Source organism: Kitasatospora kazusensis, assembly GCF_039529945.1.
Taxonomy (GTDB): domain Bacteria; phylum Actinomycetota; class Actinomycetes; order Streptomycetales; family Streptomycetaceae; genus Kitasatospora; species Kitasatospora kazusensis.
Window position 1 is genome coordinate 78107 of the sequence record NZ_BAAANT010000028.1, and the last position, 15000, is coordinate 93106.

The 15000-nt window shown below is 74.0% G+C and carries 12 protein-coding genes and 3 pseudogenes; 3 read left to right on the forward strand and 12 right to left on the reverse strand.

Annotation, left to right across the window (positions count from 1 at the left end):
* Positions 1–23 precede the first annotated feature (23 nt).
* From ABD330_RS22110 to ABD330_RS22120, 3 genes are all read right to left on the reverse strand, one after another.
* A complete protein-coding gene (locus ABD330_RS22110; protein WP_344467662.1) occupies positions 24–629 on the reverse strand; it encodes a bacterial proteasome activator family protein in 606 nt (201 codons plus the stop codon).
* Between the two features lie 144 nt (positions 630–773).
* The gene (locus ABD330_RS22115) at positions 774–1781 is read right to left on the reverse strand and encodes a hypothetical protein (protein WP_344467663.1); all 1008 of its coding nucleotides are present in this window, start codon (positions 1779–1781) and stop codon (positions 774–776) included.
* 110 nt (positions 1782–1891) lie between these two features.
* Complete coding sequence (locus tag ABD330_RS22120) at positions 1892–2962, reverse strand: GlxA family transcriptional regulator (protein ID WP_344467664.1); 1071 nt, start codon at positions 2960–2962, stop codon at positions 1892–1894.
* 112 nt (positions 2963–3074) lie between these two features.
* On the opposite strand from ABD330_RS22120, the gene ABD330_RS22125 reads away from it, so the two are divergent.
* Positions 3075–4040, forward strand: coding sequence for an NADP-dependent oxidoreductase (locus tag ABD330_RS22125; protein WP_344467665.1), 966 nt, complete (start codon positions 3075–3077; stop codon positions 4038–4040).
* Positions 4041–4181: 141 nt separating this feature from the next.
* On the opposite strand, the gene ABD330_RS22130 is transcribed toward ABD330_RS22125, so the two are convergent.
* On the reverse strand, positions 4182–6284 hold the full coding sequence (locus ABD330_RS22130) for an alpha-galactosidase (protein WP_344467666.1): 2103 nt from the start codon (positions 6282–6284) through the stop codon (positions 4182–4184).
* A gap of 229 nt (positions 6285–6513) precedes the next feature.
* Here ABD330_RS22130 and ABD330_RS22135 point away from each other — a divergent pair, with 229 nt between their 5' ends.
* Together ABD330_RS22135 and ABD330_RS22140 are read left to right on the forward strand one after the other, a co-directional pair.
* The gene (locus ABD330_RS22135; protein WP_344467667.1) at positions 6514–6861 is read left to right on the forward strand and encodes a hypothetical protein; all 348 of its coding nucleotides are present in this window, start codon (positions 6514–6516) and stop codon (positions 6859–6861) included.
* A gap of 95 nt (positions 6862–6956) precedes the next feature.
* Positions 6957–8576 (forward strand): MFS transporter, encoded by a 1620-nt coding sequence (locus tag ABD330_RS22140; protein ID WP_344467668.1) that lies wholly within the window; start codon positions 6957–6959, stop codon positions 8574–8576.
* Between the two features lie 47 nt (positions 8577–8623).
* On the opposite strand, the gene ABD330_RS22145 is transcribed toward ABD330_RS22140, so the two are convergent.
* The 8 genes and pseudogenes from ABD330_RS22145 to ABD330_RS22180 form a co-directional block, all read right to left on the reverse strand.
* Complete coding sequence (locus ABD330_RS22145) at positions 8624–9601, reverse strand: NAD(P)H-quinone oxidoreductase (RefSeq protein ID WP_344467669.1); 978 nt, start codon at positions 9599–9601, stop codon at positions 8624–8626.
* Between the two features lie 119 nt (positions 9602–9720).
* Entirely contained in the window at positions 9721–10221 is a 501-nt protein-coding gene (locus ABD330_RS22150; protein ID WP_344467670.1) for an NUDIX hydrolase, read from the reverse strand.
* A gap of 89 nt (positions 10222–10310) precedes the next feature.
* Positions 10311–11348, reverse strand: a complete 1038-nt coding sequence (locus tag ABD330_RS22155; protein WP_425555608.1) for a potassium channel family protein — start codon at positions 11346–11348, stop codon at positions 10311–10313.
* On the reverse strand, positions 11345–12592 hold the full coding sequence (locus ABD330_RS22160) for a molybdopterin molybdotransferase MoeA (RefSeq protein ID WP_344467675.1): 1248 nt from the start codon (positions 12590–12592) through the stop codon (positions 11345–11347). The genes ABD330_RS22155 and ABD330_RS22160 overlap by 4 nt, the downstream gene beginning before the upstream one ends.
* 23 nt (positions 12593–12615) lie before the next feature.
* Positions 12616–12918, reverse strand: a pseudogene (locus ABD330_RS22165) (DUF6457 domain-containing protein); the annotation flags it as partial.
* A gap of 168 nt (positions 12919–13086) precedes the next feature.
* Positions 13087–13659: pseudogene (gene mobA / locus ABD330_RS22170) on the reverse strand (molybdenum cofactor guanylyltransferase); the annotation flags it as partial.
* 71 nt (positions 13660–13730) lie between these two features.
* On the reverse strand, positions 13731–14672 hold the full coding sequence (locus ABD330_RS22175) for an MBL fold metallo-hydrolase (protein ID WP_344467671.1): 942 nt from the start codon (positions 14670–14672) through the stop codon (positions 13731–13733).
* 222 nt (positions 14673–14894) lie between these two features.
* Positions 14895–15000: pseudogene (locus ABD330_RS22180) on the reverse strand (dolichol-phosphate mannosyltransferase); the annotation flags it as partial.

The window sequence follows — 15000 nt, forward strand, 5'->3', positions numbered from 1 at the left end:
GGCCGGTCCCTCCGGCACCGCTCCTACAGGTAGGGGCCGGAGCGCAGGCCGCGGCCGTCGTTCGGCTCCTCGAAGTCGTGCTCGGCGCCGTGGCTGCCGGGCGGCAGGGCCCGCCGCATCTGCTCCAACTGCGCGCGGGCGGCCATCTGCTGGGCGAACAGTGCGGTCTGGATGCCGTGGAACAGGCCCTCCAGCCACCCGACCAGCTGGGCCTGGGCGATCCGCAGCTCGGCCTCGGTGGGGATGGTGTCGTCGGTGAACGGCAGCGACAGCCGCTCCAGCTCCTCGACCAGCTCGGGTGCGAGGCCGAGCTCCAGCTCCTTGATCGAGCTCTTGTGGATCTCCTTCAGCCGGACCCGGCTGGCCTCGTCGAGAGGCGCCGCGCGGACCTCCTCCAGCAGCTGCTTGATCATGCTGCCGATCCGCATGACCTTGGCCGGCTGCTCGACCATCTCGGTCACGGGCAGTTCCCGGGGTTCGACCATCTCGCCGTCCCTGGTCCGGCCGAACCCCGAACCCGGCACCGCGCCGATGGGCATCCCGTCCGGGCCGACGATCAGCACCTTCGGGCTGTCCCCCGGCTGTCCGCCCGACGCCTGGTACGACTCCGGCTCTGACGGTTCGTTCATCGGGTTAGTCATAGCTCCTTCATATGCTTCGGGCATGGAGAGGGTCAACTGACTGACCATGATGCAGGGTCCACGGCCCTTCGGCCGGCGACCCCGTGGTCAGCGGCCCTGTGGTCAGCACTCCCGTGGTCAGCACTCCCGTGGTCAGCGGCGCCGCAGCCGCAGGCCCACCAGCCCCAGCCCCGCCCCGATCATCGCCAGCCCCGCACCCAGCGGGAACTGCAGGGTCGAGGGGTCGGTCCACCGCAGCGGGGTGGTCGGGTCGGCGGCGGCCTGGGCGGCCGGGCGCCGCACGGCGGGGGTGGCGGGCACGGCGGGCGCAGCCACGACGGCCGGGTCGGCGGGGTCGGACAGACCTGCCGCGTCACCCGGCGCAGCGTCGCCGGACTGATCGCCGGACTGGTCGGCGGACCGGTCGGCGGACTGGTTGTCGGCCGCCGGGGCCGCTGCGGCGGGCTGCGCCTCGGGGGCGTCCGCCGGGGCCTGCTCGGGGGCCAGCTCCGGCACCGGCTTGCGGACGGCGGGCGGTGACTGCGCCGCACCCGCCGGAACGCCGACGGCCGGGCTCGCGGGCTGGGTCGCGGACGGTACGGGCGACGGGGAGGCGGTGGCACCGGCCGACGGCAGGCCCGGACCGGCCGGGGTGGGAGCCGGGGTCGGGGTCGGGGGTGCAGTGGCCGGATCGGACTCCGCCGGGTCGGGTGCCTGGGTCGGCGGGCAGGGGGTCGGCGGGCACGGCGTGGCGGTCTCGGCGGGGAGCGTGGGGAGCGTGGGTACAGCGGGCATCGTCGGCAGTGCGGGCATCGTCGGCAGCGGAGGCATCGACGGCGGTGGGACGGACGGCTCGGGGAGAACGGGCGCAGGCACAGGCACGGGGACGGCAGGAACAGCAGGGGCCTGCGGCAGCGGCGGCATGGCGCCGTCGGGTATGTACGGTGCCGCCGGGGCAGCCGCACCCACCGCCGCGACCGCCTCGCCGGGGCCCCCCGCCGTACCCGGCGTGCCCGGTCCGCCTGTCGCCGACGCCGGGCAGGCCAGCAGCAGCGGGACGGCCAGCCCGGCAGCGGTCAGGGCCGCCCATCGGCGGGACGCGGCACAGCCGCTCGGCAGGGCGGAGAGGAGCTCGGAGAACACGCACGGAATTGCGGCCACGGACGGACGTCCTTCCGACGGCCGGCCGCGCTGGGACGCGGACGGCGGCGGGACAGCTCCGGACCAGCGTCACACATTCCGTCATTCCGGGCATTTCCACCGAAAAACGCCTACTGGCGGGCCGGGGCCGGATGCTCGGCCGGGCGCTGTGCCGGACGCTGAACCAGGCTCGGGGCCGGGCGCTGCGCCGACTGCGCCGACCCGGTCGGCGGCCGGAAGAGCTGGGCAGGCTGGAAGGTGCGGCGGTAGGCGCTGGGCGAGACACCGATCGCCGCGTGCAGGTGCTGGCGCATCGAGGTGGCCGTCCCGAAGCCCGCGCGGTCGGCGATCAGGTCGATCGGCAGGTCGGTGGCTTCGAGCAGGTGGCGGGCGAGGTCGACGCGCTGGCGGGCCAGCCACTGGCCGGGGCTGAGGCCGGTCTCGGCCCGGAAGCGGCGGGTGAAGGTCCGGGTGCTCAGGGCCGCCCGCCCGGCCAGGTCGGCCAGGGCGAGCGGCCGGTCGAGGTGCTCCAGCGCCCACTGGCGGGCGGCGGCGGTGGAGCCGGCCGACGGCTCGGGAACGGGACGTTCGATGTACTGGGCCTGGCCGCCGTCCCGGGCGGGCGGGACGACGCAGTCCCGGGACACCGCACTGGCGACGGCGCTGCCGTGCTCGCTGCGGATCAGGTGCAGGCAGAGGTCGATCCCGGCGGCGACCCCGGCGGAGGTGAGCACGTCGCCGTCGTCGACGAAGAGCACGTCCGGGTCGACGGCGATCTTCGGGAAGAGCCGGGCCAGCCGGTCGGCCAGCCGCCAGTGCGTGGTCGCCGGACGGTCGTCGAGCAGCCCGGCCGCCCCCAGCACGAAGGCGCCGGTGCAGATCGCCACCAGCTTCGCCCCCGGCCGCACCAGCGCGAGCGCATCGGTGACCTCGGCCGGCAGGCGGCCGTCCGCCATCACGGAGCCCAGAGCGTGCGAGGGCGGGATGACCACGATGTCCGCCGTGGCCAACGCCCGCGCGTCGTGCTCGACGCTGATGCTGTAGTCGGCGTCGGTGCGCACCGGACGCCCGTCCAGGCTGCAGGTGACCACCTCGTACAGCCGGCCGCCCGCCTGGTCGACGGCCGCTCCGAAGATCCGGGCGGGAATGCCCAGCTCGAACGGGACGACACCGGGAAGCGCGAGAACGACGATACGGGCCATGGCCCGATTCTTTCAGATGATGGCCCCCGGGCCACTGCCGCTCTCCGCGCCCGTCCAGCAGTCTGGTGCTGCGCCGCAGATCGGGCGGCCTACCGACAGTGGGAGAACGGCCATGAGCGAGAACGGTTCGAACGACGCCTCCGGCGCCCGGATGCGGGCGATGGGCACGACGGAGGCGGGCGGCCCCGAGGTGCTGCTCCCGGTCGAGATCGCCCGCCCGGTGCCCGGGCCGACCGAGATCCTGGTCCGGGTGCACGCGGCCGGGGTCAACCCGGTGGACTGGAAGCGCCGGGCGCGCGGCGGCGCCCCCGCCGGGGAGCTGTTCGTCCCGGGCTACGACGTCTCCGGGGTGGTGGAGGCCGTCGGCGACGGCGTCCTGCTGTTCGCCCCCGGCGACGAGGTCTTCGGCATGCCGTGCTTCCCGCACCAGGCCCGGGCCTACGCCGAGTACGTCACGGCCCCGGCCCGGCACTTCGCCCTCAAGCCGGCCTCACTGGACCACACCCGGGCCGCCGCCCTGCCGCTGGCCGCACTCACGGCGCGCCAGGCCCTGGTGGACATCGCGGACGTACGGCCGGGCCAGCGCGTCCTGATCCACGCCGCGGCGGGCGGCGTCGGCCACCTCGCCGTCCAGATCGCCAAGGCGCTGGGCGCGTACGTGCTCGGCACCGCGAGCGCCGGCAAGCACGCGTTCGTCCGGTCGCTCGGCGCCGACGAGGTGATCGACTACACCACCACCGACTTCGTCCGGGCGGCCCGGGACATCGACGTCGTGGTCGACCCGATCGGCGGCGAGAACGCCGTCCGCTCGCTGCGGACGCTGCGCCCCGGCGGCCGCCTCGTCCAACTCCTGCCCGACGCACCGGTGGAGGCCGCCCGGGCGCAGGGCCTGGAGGCGGGCTTCATGCTGGTCGAACCCGACCGGGCCGGCCTGCGCGCCATCGCCGCCCTGGTCGACTCCGGCCGGCTGCGCGTCGAACTCGACACCGTGCTGCCGCTGGCGGAGGCGGCGAAGGCGCACGCGCTCGGCGAGACGGACCGCACCACCGGGAAGATCGTCCTCACCGTCACGGAGTAGCCCGGCCGGGCCCGCGCAGCCCTGAGCAGGCGTACGAAAGCGGTACGCGTAGGCGGTACGCGAAAGCCGTACAGGACGGGCGGTGCCCGGCACGGTCGTACCGTGCCGGGCACCGCCCGTCCTCCGTTCAGGGGCGCCCGGTCAGGACAGGACGCTCCAGCTCTGCCCGGCCGCGGCCGGGTTGGCCGGGTTGGTCATCCCGGTCGAGCCTGCGCCGGTACCGGCGACGTCCAGGACCAGGCCGTTGCCGACGTTGGTGACGGTCAGTGCACCGGCGCCGTTCTGGACGACCTTCCACTTCTGCCAGGGGTTGTTGGCCGAGGGGTTGAGCAGGTAGGCGCTGCCGACCCCGCCGCCGCCGGCCAGCACGGTGTGGTTCTGGGCGGAGGTGTAGCAGTTGTCGGTGATCGTGACGGTGCCGTCCGCGTTGGGCGTGAACAGCCACTGCTGGGCGGCGCTGCCGCTCTGGTAGGCGTTGATGTCGGAGTTGGCGCCGACGGAGGCGTTGCAGCCGCCCTGGACTTCGAGCGCCTGGCCGCCGGTGCCGCCCGCGCTGATCGCGTGGTACTTGCCGTCGCCGACGACGCTCGCCCCGCTGCCGCCGGTGCCGCCGCCGCCCATGCCGATGCTGCCACCGGCGATGCGCAGGAGCGTGACGCCGTGCGCGGGGATCCAGCTGCCGCCGACGGTGCCAGTGAGGGTGCCGGTCGCGCCGGTCCACAGGTCCCGGTAGGAGTAGCTGGAGCCGGTCAGGCCGAGGGCCGCGAAAGTGGCACTGGGCATGGCCCAGTTGCTCGGGTCCTGGTTGACCAGCGCGACGGCCAGGTCACCATTGGCGAGCTGGCGCTTGAGGATCACCGGGGCCGTCTGCGAGGCCGGGTAGTTGGGCATGGTGCCGACCAGGGTGGCGGGCTTGCCGAGGCTGTCCTGGTCGACGGCGATCATGTCGGGGTTCTTCAGCAGACCCAGCGCCGAGGAGTTGATCCCGGTGGACCAGGTGTAGCCGTTCGCGGTGTGCTGCGAGTCGGCGGTGGCGCGCAGGTCGGCGCCGGAGATGAGCGGGGCGGCCATCATCGACAGGACGGACAGCTCGGTGCGCGACTCGTCGTCGGTGAACGGCTTGTTGCCCTTGTAGGTGTCGGTGACGCCCCAGACGCCGCTGGTGTCCTGCCAGCCGGCGAACATCATGTCCATGTCGTTCCAGCTGCCCGGGTGCGCGTTGCCCGGGTACTTCAGGGCCGTCTGCAACTGGCCGTTGTAGAGCACGCCGTCCAGCTCACTGTCCCGGTCGCCGCCGATCCGGCACAGGTTGGCGACCTGGCCGCACCACACACCGGTGGGGTAGTAGCCGGCGGCCTGGTGCGGCTGGACACCGGCGGCCACGATCAGCGGATCGGTGCGGGCCGGGTCGTTGGCGCTCAGCAGCTCGGGGATGCCGGTGTGCGCGGGCTGCGCGGACAGGCTGAGGGTCACCTTCGGCCGGCCCGCGGCGGCGGTCGCCGCGTCCAGGGCGCGCTGGAAGGTCTGCGTCCGGGCGTAGATGGACTGGGTGAGCTCCTTGCCCTCGCCCTGCGGGTAGTAGCTGTAGCCGTTGAGGGTGATCGTGGGGCCGTACGGGCAGTCGTCGTACTTGACGTAGTCGACACCCCAGGAGACGAAGTCGTTGGCGTCGGTGGTCTCGTGGCCCAGGCTGCCGGGGTGGCCCTGGCAGGTGGTGTACGTGTCGGTGGCGTACAGGCCGAACTTCATGCCCTTGCTGTGGGCGTACCAGGTCAGGTACTGAATGCCGTTCACGGTCTGGCCGTTGACGGTCTGCGAGGGGAACGAGCCGGGGTCGGTGACCAGGTGGCCGCTGGTCGGGTCGTTGCCGGAGCCGTCGGTGCCGGAGACCGGGTTGCCGTTGCCGTCGTACAGCTGCATGGCGTTGTCGCCGGTCTTCACGAAGTCCGTGGTCTGGCCGCTGCGGTGGCGCATCGACCAGCCGTCGTCCACGGTGACGGTGTTGTAGCCGGCCTGCACCAGGCCGTTGGCCGACATGAAGTCGATGGTCTGCTTGACCTCGGCCTCGGTGACGGACGGGCCCATGGTGTTCCAGGAGTTCCAACCCATGGGCGGGGTCAGGGCGTTGCCGTTGCCGAGGGCCGCGGCCGGAACGGCGGTGACGAGGGCGGTGGCGCCGAGGCCGGAGACGGCGAGGGCCATGGCGGCGAGCATGCCGCCGACGCGGTGTGGCGATGTGCGCATGTGGGGGCTTCCCAGGTGGGGGAGGGCCGTGGCGGGGACCACCCCGGGGGGCGGCCCCCGCCACGGCTGGCGGGGGTCGGCTCTGAGCTCTGGCGCACCGAGATGTTCATCCGGGGGAGGGCACGGCGGCGCCACGGGCACTGCGGTGGGGGACATGACGACAGGACCCGGCGACTTGCCGTCGGCGCGGAGCCGAGCTGGCGGAATCGCCGGGCCGTCTACTTCGACGGTGGTGCCATACGATATTGCACTGCTCAGAAACCCACAAGAGTCAACACAAAAGCCCATCGCCAGCTTCTCCCCGCGTCTCGGCCTGTTCCGCGACGACCCGGTGGTCTGGCGCACCTTCGCCTTCTCCCTCGGCGTCTTCGTCTTCTGCATCACCCGCGGCACTGTCCATCGGCGCCCGCAGGGAGGTCTCGACCGCCCTCCCGGTGATCGCAACGCTCCTGGCGCTGGTCTGCAGTGGCGCCACGGGGTGCTGCGGGAACGGCTCGCCTGGGTGGAACGTCTGCTGGGGGGCGGCTTCCCCGTCATCTGGGCCTCGACCGCGGCAGCGGACGCCAGCAGCGGCTGACCGGCGCAGCCGCCCGCACCGGACCGCCGCCAACCGGCTGACATCCATGGCGGGTCGAGGATCCACTCTTCGGGGCTCCTGGGACCATGGCGCCCATGGCACCCAGGGCAGGCGCTCCCGAGAGGTCGGCAGCAGCGGGATTCGTCCTGCTGACGCTAGCGGCCGGACAGTTCCTGATGGCGCTCGACAGCTCGGTCATGAACGTCTCGATCGCGACGGTCGCCGACGACGTGGGTACGACCGTGGCCGGGATCCAGGGCGCCATCACGGCCTACACGCTCGTGATGGCGATGTTCATGATCCCCGGCGGCAAGGTCGGCGCGCTCATCGGCCGCAAGCGTGCGTTCACGATCGGCTGCGGCGTCTACGGCTGCGGATCGCTGACGACGGCGCTCGCACCGAACCTGCCCGTGCTCCTGCTCGGCTGGTCGTTCCTCGAAGGGATCGGGGCGGCGCTCATCCTGCCCGCGATCGTGGCGCTCGTCGCCGGCAACTTCGCGGCCGAACGCCGGCCCGCCGCCTACGGACTCGTCGCCGCCGCAGGAGCTGCGGCGATCGCCGTCGGGCCGCTCATCGGCGGAGTCGCGACGACGTACTTCTCCTGGCGCTGGGTCTTCGCCGGTGAGGTCGCGATCGTGGTCGGCATCCTGGTACTCACCCGCCGCATCGCAGACGCGCCGACCGACCAGCGCCCGCGCATCGACCTCGTCGGCGCCGTGCTCTCCGCCCTCGGGCTCGGGGTCTTCGTCTACGGCGTGCTCCGCTCGTCCGAATGGGGCTGGTTCCTGCCGAAACCCGACGCACCTGCCTGGCTCGGCATCTCCCTGGTCGTGTGGCTGATGCTCGCCGGGCTTCTCCTGATCCGGCTCTTCCTGCACTGGGAGGCCCACCTCGTGGAACAGCGCAGGGAGCCTCTGGTGGACCCGGTCCTGCTGCGCAACCGGCAACTCACCGGCGGCCTGACGATGTTCTTCTTCCAGTACCTCGTGCAGATGGGCGTCTTCTTCCTCGTACCGCTCTACCTGTCGGTCGCCCTCGGTCTGTCCGCGCTCAAGACCGGCGTACGCATCCTGCCGCTCTCGCTGACCCTGCTGGCGGCCGCGATCCTGATCCCACGCCTGCTCCCGGACGTCTCGCCACGGCGGGTGGTACGACTCGGGATCCTCTTCCTGTTCGCGGGGGCGCTGGTCCTGCTGGCCGCGCTCGACACGAACGCGGGCGCCGAGATCGTCACCGTCCCGCTCCTGCTGATCGGGCTCGGCATGGGCGCGCTGGCGTCCCAGCTCGGGGCTGTCACCGTCTCCGCCGTGCCGGACGAGCAGAGCGCCGAGGTCGGCGGCATCCAGAACGCCGTCACCAACCTCGGCGCCTCGATCGGCACCGCACTGGCCGGGTCGATCCTTGTCGCCGCGTTGACGAGCTCCTTCCTGACCGGCATCGCGCAGAACCCGGCCATCCCGGACCAGGTCAAGAGCCAGGCGACCGTAAGACTGGAGAGCGGCGTGCCCTTCCTGTCGGACGCCCAGCTCCGGACCGCCCTCGACCAGGCGGGCACCAGCACGGAGGTGAGTCGCGCCGCGCTCGACGCGAACGCCGCGGCCAGGCTCGACGGTCTGCGCGCCGCGCTCGCCATCCTCGCCCTGACCGCCCTCCTCGCGATGTTCTTCACCCAGCGGATCCCGACGAAGCAGCCCCGCTCGACGGAACACGCCTGACGGCAAGGCCGGACGACGCTCTCGGTACGGGGGTGGCGGCTGCGGACTCAGACCTGGAGGACGACCTTCCCGACCTGCTCGCCGACCTCCAGGACGCGGTGCCCGGCGCCCGCCTCGGTGAGCGGCAGCACCCGGTCCACGACGGGCTTGACCACGCCCGACTCGATCAGCGGCCAGATGTGCTCGCGCACCGCCGCCACGATCGCCGCCTTCTCCGCCAGCGGACGGCCGCGCAGGTTGGTCGCCACCACCGCAGCGCGCTTGCGCAGCATCGTGCCGAGGTCCAACTCGCCCTTCACGCCGCCCTGCAGGCCGATGATCACCACTCGGCCGTTCACCGCCAGCGCGTCCACGTTCCGCTGGAGGTACTTGGCACCCATGATGTCCAGGATCACGTCGACCCCGGCGCCGTCGGTGGCCTCCCGGACGGCCTCGACGAAGTCCTGCTCGCGGTAGTTGATCCCGACGTCCGCACCGAGCTCCCGGCAGCGGGCCAGCTTCTCGGCGCTCCCGGCCGTCACCAGCACCTTGGCGCCGACCGCCTTGGCCAGCTGGATCGCCATCGTCCCGATCCCGCTCGCGCCGCCGTGCAGCAGCACCGTCTCGGTGGGCCGCAGATGGGCCACCATGAACACGTTCGACCAGACCGTGGCCGCGACCTCGGGCAGCGCCGCCGCCTCCACCAGGCTCAACCCCTTGGGCACCGGCAGCAGTTGGCCCACCGGCACGGCCACCCGCTCGGCGTACCCGCCGCCGGACAGCAGCGCGCAGACCTCGTCGCCCACCGCCCACCCGGACACCCCGGCCCCGAGCGCGACGATCCGCCCCGAGCACTCCAGCCCCGGGTACGGCGAGGCACCGGGCGGCGGGCTGTAGTGCCCCTGCCGCTGCAACAGGTCAGCCCGGTTGACGGCGGTCGCGACCACCTCGACCAGCACTTCACCCTCACCGGCGACCGGGTCGGGGACTTCGGTCCACTTGAGTGCCTCTGGTCCGCCGGGCTCGGGAATCGTCATCGCATACATGCCCCGAACCTACTGCCCAGCTGCGCGGGGACCGTAGTTTTCGGCAAGACCCGGGACGCGTGGCGCCCCTCGGGCTGCGGATCGCCTCCCGGACCCGGGCGGCGCTCGGCGCTCGGCGGCTACCGCCCGTTCGGGACGTACCCGAGCTCCACCGGACCGCCCGGCTCCCTGCCCGCCAGCCAGTCCACGCGGACGGCGGCGAGCAGCGACGGGAGCTGCGGGGGCCAGAGCGGGTCCGCATCGGGGTGGGCCAGGTCGGCCGGGGTCCACCAGCGCCAGCCGAGGATGCGGTCCTCGGCGTGGACCGCGCTCACGTCGCCGTGCGGGCCGCGGCGCGGGCCCCGGCCGAGGAAGATGTGCTCATGCTGGCGGACGGGGGTGCCGTGCCAGGTGAAGTCGTGCTCCCAGGTGCAGAGCAGCGGGCCGGGTACGACGTCCGGCCAGCCGGTCTCCTCCGTGAGTTCGCGGCGGGCGGCCTCCTCCGGGCTCTCGCCCGGCTCGATCCCGCCGCCGGGCATGTTCCAGTGGACGCCGACCTCGCTGTTGTCGGACCGCAACAGGAAGACCGCGCCGTCGGGGGCCAGTACCGCCGTTCGCGCGGCGCTTCGGGGGGTTCTCATCCGGGCACCCTGGCACAGGGCACCGGCGCCGTCGAGTACGTGATCCGGCGCGCAAGGGGGCCGGACCGGGGGGGGTACCGGCGGCAGCATCACCCCGTCCGCGCGTTCGCCGGGTGGATGGTGATGACGCGGTCGGTGAGCTGGAGGACGGCGGCCTCCGGGTCGGTGTAGTTGATCATCCGGTGCCCGCGGACCACCGCGACCACCAGGTCCGCGCAGTCGCGGGGGCTGCGGCCGGCCTCGGCCCGGGTGACCGGGCGCTCGATCACGTCCAAGCCGGTGCCGTAGGTGAGCAGGTCCTCCATCACGGCCCCGGCGTGCGGGCTGAGCATCGACATGCCGAGCAGCCGGCCCGCCGAACTGGAGCTGGTCACCACCAGGTCGGCGCCGCTCTGCCGCAGCAGCGGTGCGTTCTCGTCCTCCCGGACGGCCGCGACCACCGTGGCGGACTTGTTGAGCTGACGGATCGTCAGCGTGATCAGCACGGCGGTGTCATCACGCTCGGGAGCGACCACCACCCTTGCGGCGGAGGGGAGTTCGGCCCGCAGCAGGGTGTCCGTCCGGGTGGCGTCGCCCAGGACGCCGACCAGGCCGTCCCTGGCCGCCTGGTCGAGCACCTTGCGCTGCGGGTCGACGACCACGATCGAGTCCTTGGCCACGCCCTGCCCGACCAGGGTGTCGACGGCGCTGCGCCCCTTGGTGCCGTACCCGACGACGACGGTGTGCTCGCGCACGGTGGACCTCCAGCGGTTCAGCCGCCACTGCTTGCGGGTGCGCTCGGTCAGCACTTCGAGGGTGGTGCCGACCAGGATGATCAGGAAGAGCACCCGCAGCGGGGTGATCACCAGGATGTTGGTGAGCCGGGCACCGTCGCTGACCGGCGTGATGTCGCCGTAGCCGGTGGTGGAGAGGGTGACGGTCGCGTAGTACGCGGCGTCCAGGAAGCTCACCGTGTCGTTCGCGTTGTCGTGGTAGCCGGACCGGTCCAGCCAGACGATCAGCGTGGTGGCGAGCAGCACCGCGAGCGCGAGCGCCAGCCGCAGCCCGACCTGCCGCAGCGGTGGCGCGGCGGGCCGGGCGGGCAGCAGGATGCCGTCGAGGTCGGGGCGGGCGCCGCCGGGCCTCACGGGGTCGCCAGCAGCTCGACCCCGGCACCGGCCGGCAGGCCGCCGGGCGGGACGACCGCGAGCGCCTCGGCCAGCGCCAGACCGCGCAGCATCGCCGGGCCGTCGAAGGCCAGCGGCAGGACGCCGCGCTCCCCCCGGACCACCGGCAGCAGCCTGGTGTCGGCCGGGTGCCCCGGGAGGACGACGGCGGCGGTCTCCGGCCGTGCCTCGGGGGCCGGGCGCCCGGAGAGGGCGTGCAGCAGCGGCAGCGCGAGGGTGACGGCGCCCGCGACGGCGGCCAGCGGGTTGCCCGGCAGCCCCACCAGGTGGCGTCCGCCGGGCAGTTCGGCGAGCAGCATGGGGTGCCCCGGACGGACGGCGACACCGTCGACCAGCAGCCGGCCGCCCGCCGCCGCCAGCGCCTCGTGCAGGAAGTCGACCGGCCCGGCCGCCGTACCGCCGGTGGTGACCACCACGTCGGCGGGCGAGTGCCGGACGGCGTCCCGGAGCAGCCCGAAGTCGTCCCGGACGTGCCGCCGGCCGATCAGCTCGGCCCCGGCGGCGTGCAGCCAGGGCGGCAGCAGCGGGCCGAGGGCGTCCCGGACCAGCCCGGCCGACGGGAGGCCGGAGTCGACGAGTTCGTCGCCGAGCACCAGCAGTTCGACGGTCGGGCGGCGGTGCACGGTGAGCCGGTCGTGCCCGCAGGCGGCGGCGAGGCCGAGCACCGCCGGGGTGACGGGCGTCCCCGCCGGGAGCAGCGGCTCACCCCGGCGGCACTCCTGGCCGCGCGGCCGGACATCCTGCCCGGGGGGCACCGAGCCGGTGCCCAGCGCGTGCAGCAGCCCGGGCCCGAGACCCTGGCCCGTGGCGGTGGCAACGGCGGCGGGGGCGCCGCCGTCCGGGACGGTACGGCCGTGTTCACGGCGCAGGACGGCCGTGGCACCGGGCGGGAGCTGGGCTCCGGTGGCGATCTCCACCGCCTCGCCGTCCGCGATCGGCGCGCAGGGCTGCCCGGCGAGGACGCGGCCGACCGTCCGCCAGGGGCCGGGGCCGGAGACCGCCCAGCCGTCCATGGCGGAGGTGTCGAAGGCGGGCAGGTCGGTCAGGGCGGCGAGCGGCACGGCCAGGGTGTGGCCGAGGGCGTCCGCGAGTGCGGCCTCGATCGCGGGCAGCGGGCGGCGGCCGGCCAGCCGGGCGGCCCGGCGGGCCTGCGGCCAGGAGCAGTCGGTCAGGTGCCGCTGCGACGGTCGGCCGGCTTCGGTCACGTCGGAGAGCGCGGTCAGGCCGTTCACGCCGGCCCTGCGCCGGGCGCGGCCCCAGGTGCGGCTTCAGGTGCGGCTTCCGGTGCTTCGGCGGCCGCCGCTGCGGCCCAGCGTTCGGCCAGCGCCGCCGCACGGGCGCTCGCGGCGGTCACGGCGGCCGGGCCGCCACCCTGCTGGGCGGCGGCGTAGCCGATCAGGAAGGCCGTCAGCGGGGCGGCCGGCCGGGCCACCCCGTGCGCGACCACCCGGGTGAGGTCGAGCAGCCCCCGCACATCGACGTCGAGGTCGATCCCCAGTTCGGTGCCGACCTCGGCGATCCAGTCATCCAGCGTGCGCTCCATAGCCCCCATGCTGCCTGATTCCGCGCCGCACGGAGGGTTCCGGTGATGACCGTCGCGCGTCGTTCCGCTCACCGGCCGGGCCGACGGGCTGTGAGGACGGGCTCAACGGGCCTCCCGCTGCTCCCTGCGCTCCCTGCGCTCCCGCTGCTCCGTCCGCTCGCGCTCGCGCTCGCGTGCCTGCGCGAGCTCCTCCCAGGTGTCGCAGTCGTACGCCGCCCCGGCCGGGTCCGCGAGCCGTACGGTCCGCAGCGGGGTGGTCAGGCGGCGCAGCGGGAGCCCGGAGGGGTCGCCGAGGGCGGCGAGCGAGGCGCGCAGCGCGGCCGTCCGGTAGGCGGCGGCCAGCGGCTGGTCGCGGCCGGCGGCGTCGACCAGCAGGGCCGCGTCCGCCGCCTCGTCGTCGAGGGCGGCCAGCAGCCGGGCGGCGGTCGGCCGGTCGAGGAAGGGCAGGTCGGCGGCGAGCAGCAGTACCCGGTCGGCCGTCACCAGGGCGAGCCCGGCGGCGATCGCGGCCACCGGTCCGCCGCCGGGCGGCTGCTCGCGCGTCCAGCGGACGCCGTCCCGGACGGTCTCCCGCCGGGGGCCGACCACCACGGTCGTCCCGGCGTCCCGGCAGGCCGCCAGCACCCGGTCGAGCAGGGTCTGCCCGCCGACCAGCTGGGCGGGCTTGTCCGCTCCGCCGAGCCGGCGGGCACCGCCGCCCGCCAGCACCATCGCGTCGTAGGCCGTCATGGGCCCAGTATCCGGCCCGTGGCGGGAATCCCGGCGGGTACGGGCCCGCACGCCCCCGGCAGGGCTCCGCCTCAGGGGCCCTCGATGATCTCGGCGTCGACGATGCCGTTCTCGTCGGGCTGTGGCAGGCGGCGTTCCAGGGGGCGGCGGGCGGTGTTGGCGGCCGCCCCCAGCTCCAGGATCGCGGGGAGGGTCAGGCCGCCGTAGCGCTCGTTCACCGCTGCCACCAGGGCCTCGGCGTCGTGCGGGTGGTCGGCCAGGGCCTGGTCGAAGTCCTGGAGGTACTCGCTGGTGAAGGTGAGCACCCGCATCGCGTCGTCGTCGGCGCCGGGTGCCCGGTGGCCCGCGATCACCCGTTCCACGCCGAGGTCGGCGATCCGGGACAGGTTGTCGATCCACTCGACGCGCTGCGCGGGTCCGGTGTCGGCCGTCCAGACGTGGGTGCCGTTGTAGACGAAGTCGCCCGCGACGACGGTGCGTGCGGTGGGCACGTGCACCATGGTGGAGGCGGCGCAGTCGGCCTGGCCGAGGTGCAGCACCCGGATCAGCTGACGGTCGATCATCAGCGGCTGCGGGAGCAGCGGTGCGGGCAGCAGCGGCTGGTCGGGGATGTCGTCGCCGTACACCGGCTTCCACTGGGCCACCTTGGCGGCGGCCGTCCGGGCGATGGCGTCCACCACGGGTGGTGCGGCCAGTAGTTGGGCCTCGGGGAAGAGCCGGAGCACCTCCTCGACGCCGAAGAAGTGGTCCGGGTGCTGGTGGGTGATCACGATGGCCAGCAGCCGGCGGTCCTTGCCGGCGATCCACTCGGCGAGCTCGCGGCCGGCGCTGCGGGTGAGCTGGGCGTCCACCAGGATGGCGGTGCGCTCGCCGATGATCAGGCTGGAGGTGGCGAAGAACGCCGTCTCGGGACCGGTGAACACCTCGACCCGCAGCGGAGCGGCGGCCGGAGTCCCGGGGCCGCCGCCGGCCGGGTCGGCTCCGGCGGTCTGGTCGGTCGGGGACGGTGTCACATCGGCTCCCTGGTCGGCTCGGCGGGCCCAGGCCGGGTCCCGTACGGGACCAGCTTGGGTTCACCGACCCCGGATTGCCCGGTAGGCGCGCCCGGGCTCCGCCCGATCACGGCTGTGACGGAAAGGGGCGCGGGGAGCTGGGCGAGCTCGGAAGGCGACGACCTGTGCCCTTCCGATTTCGCGCAGTTCCTCGCGCCCCTTGCTGTGGCTGAGCAGCAGCGACTACTTCTGCTTCTTGCCGGTGAGCTTCTGGATGCGGGCGTTGATGCCCCAGCCGGTGACGCGGAAGAGGGCTTCGACGAGGATGTTGCGGCTCATCTTGGAGGCG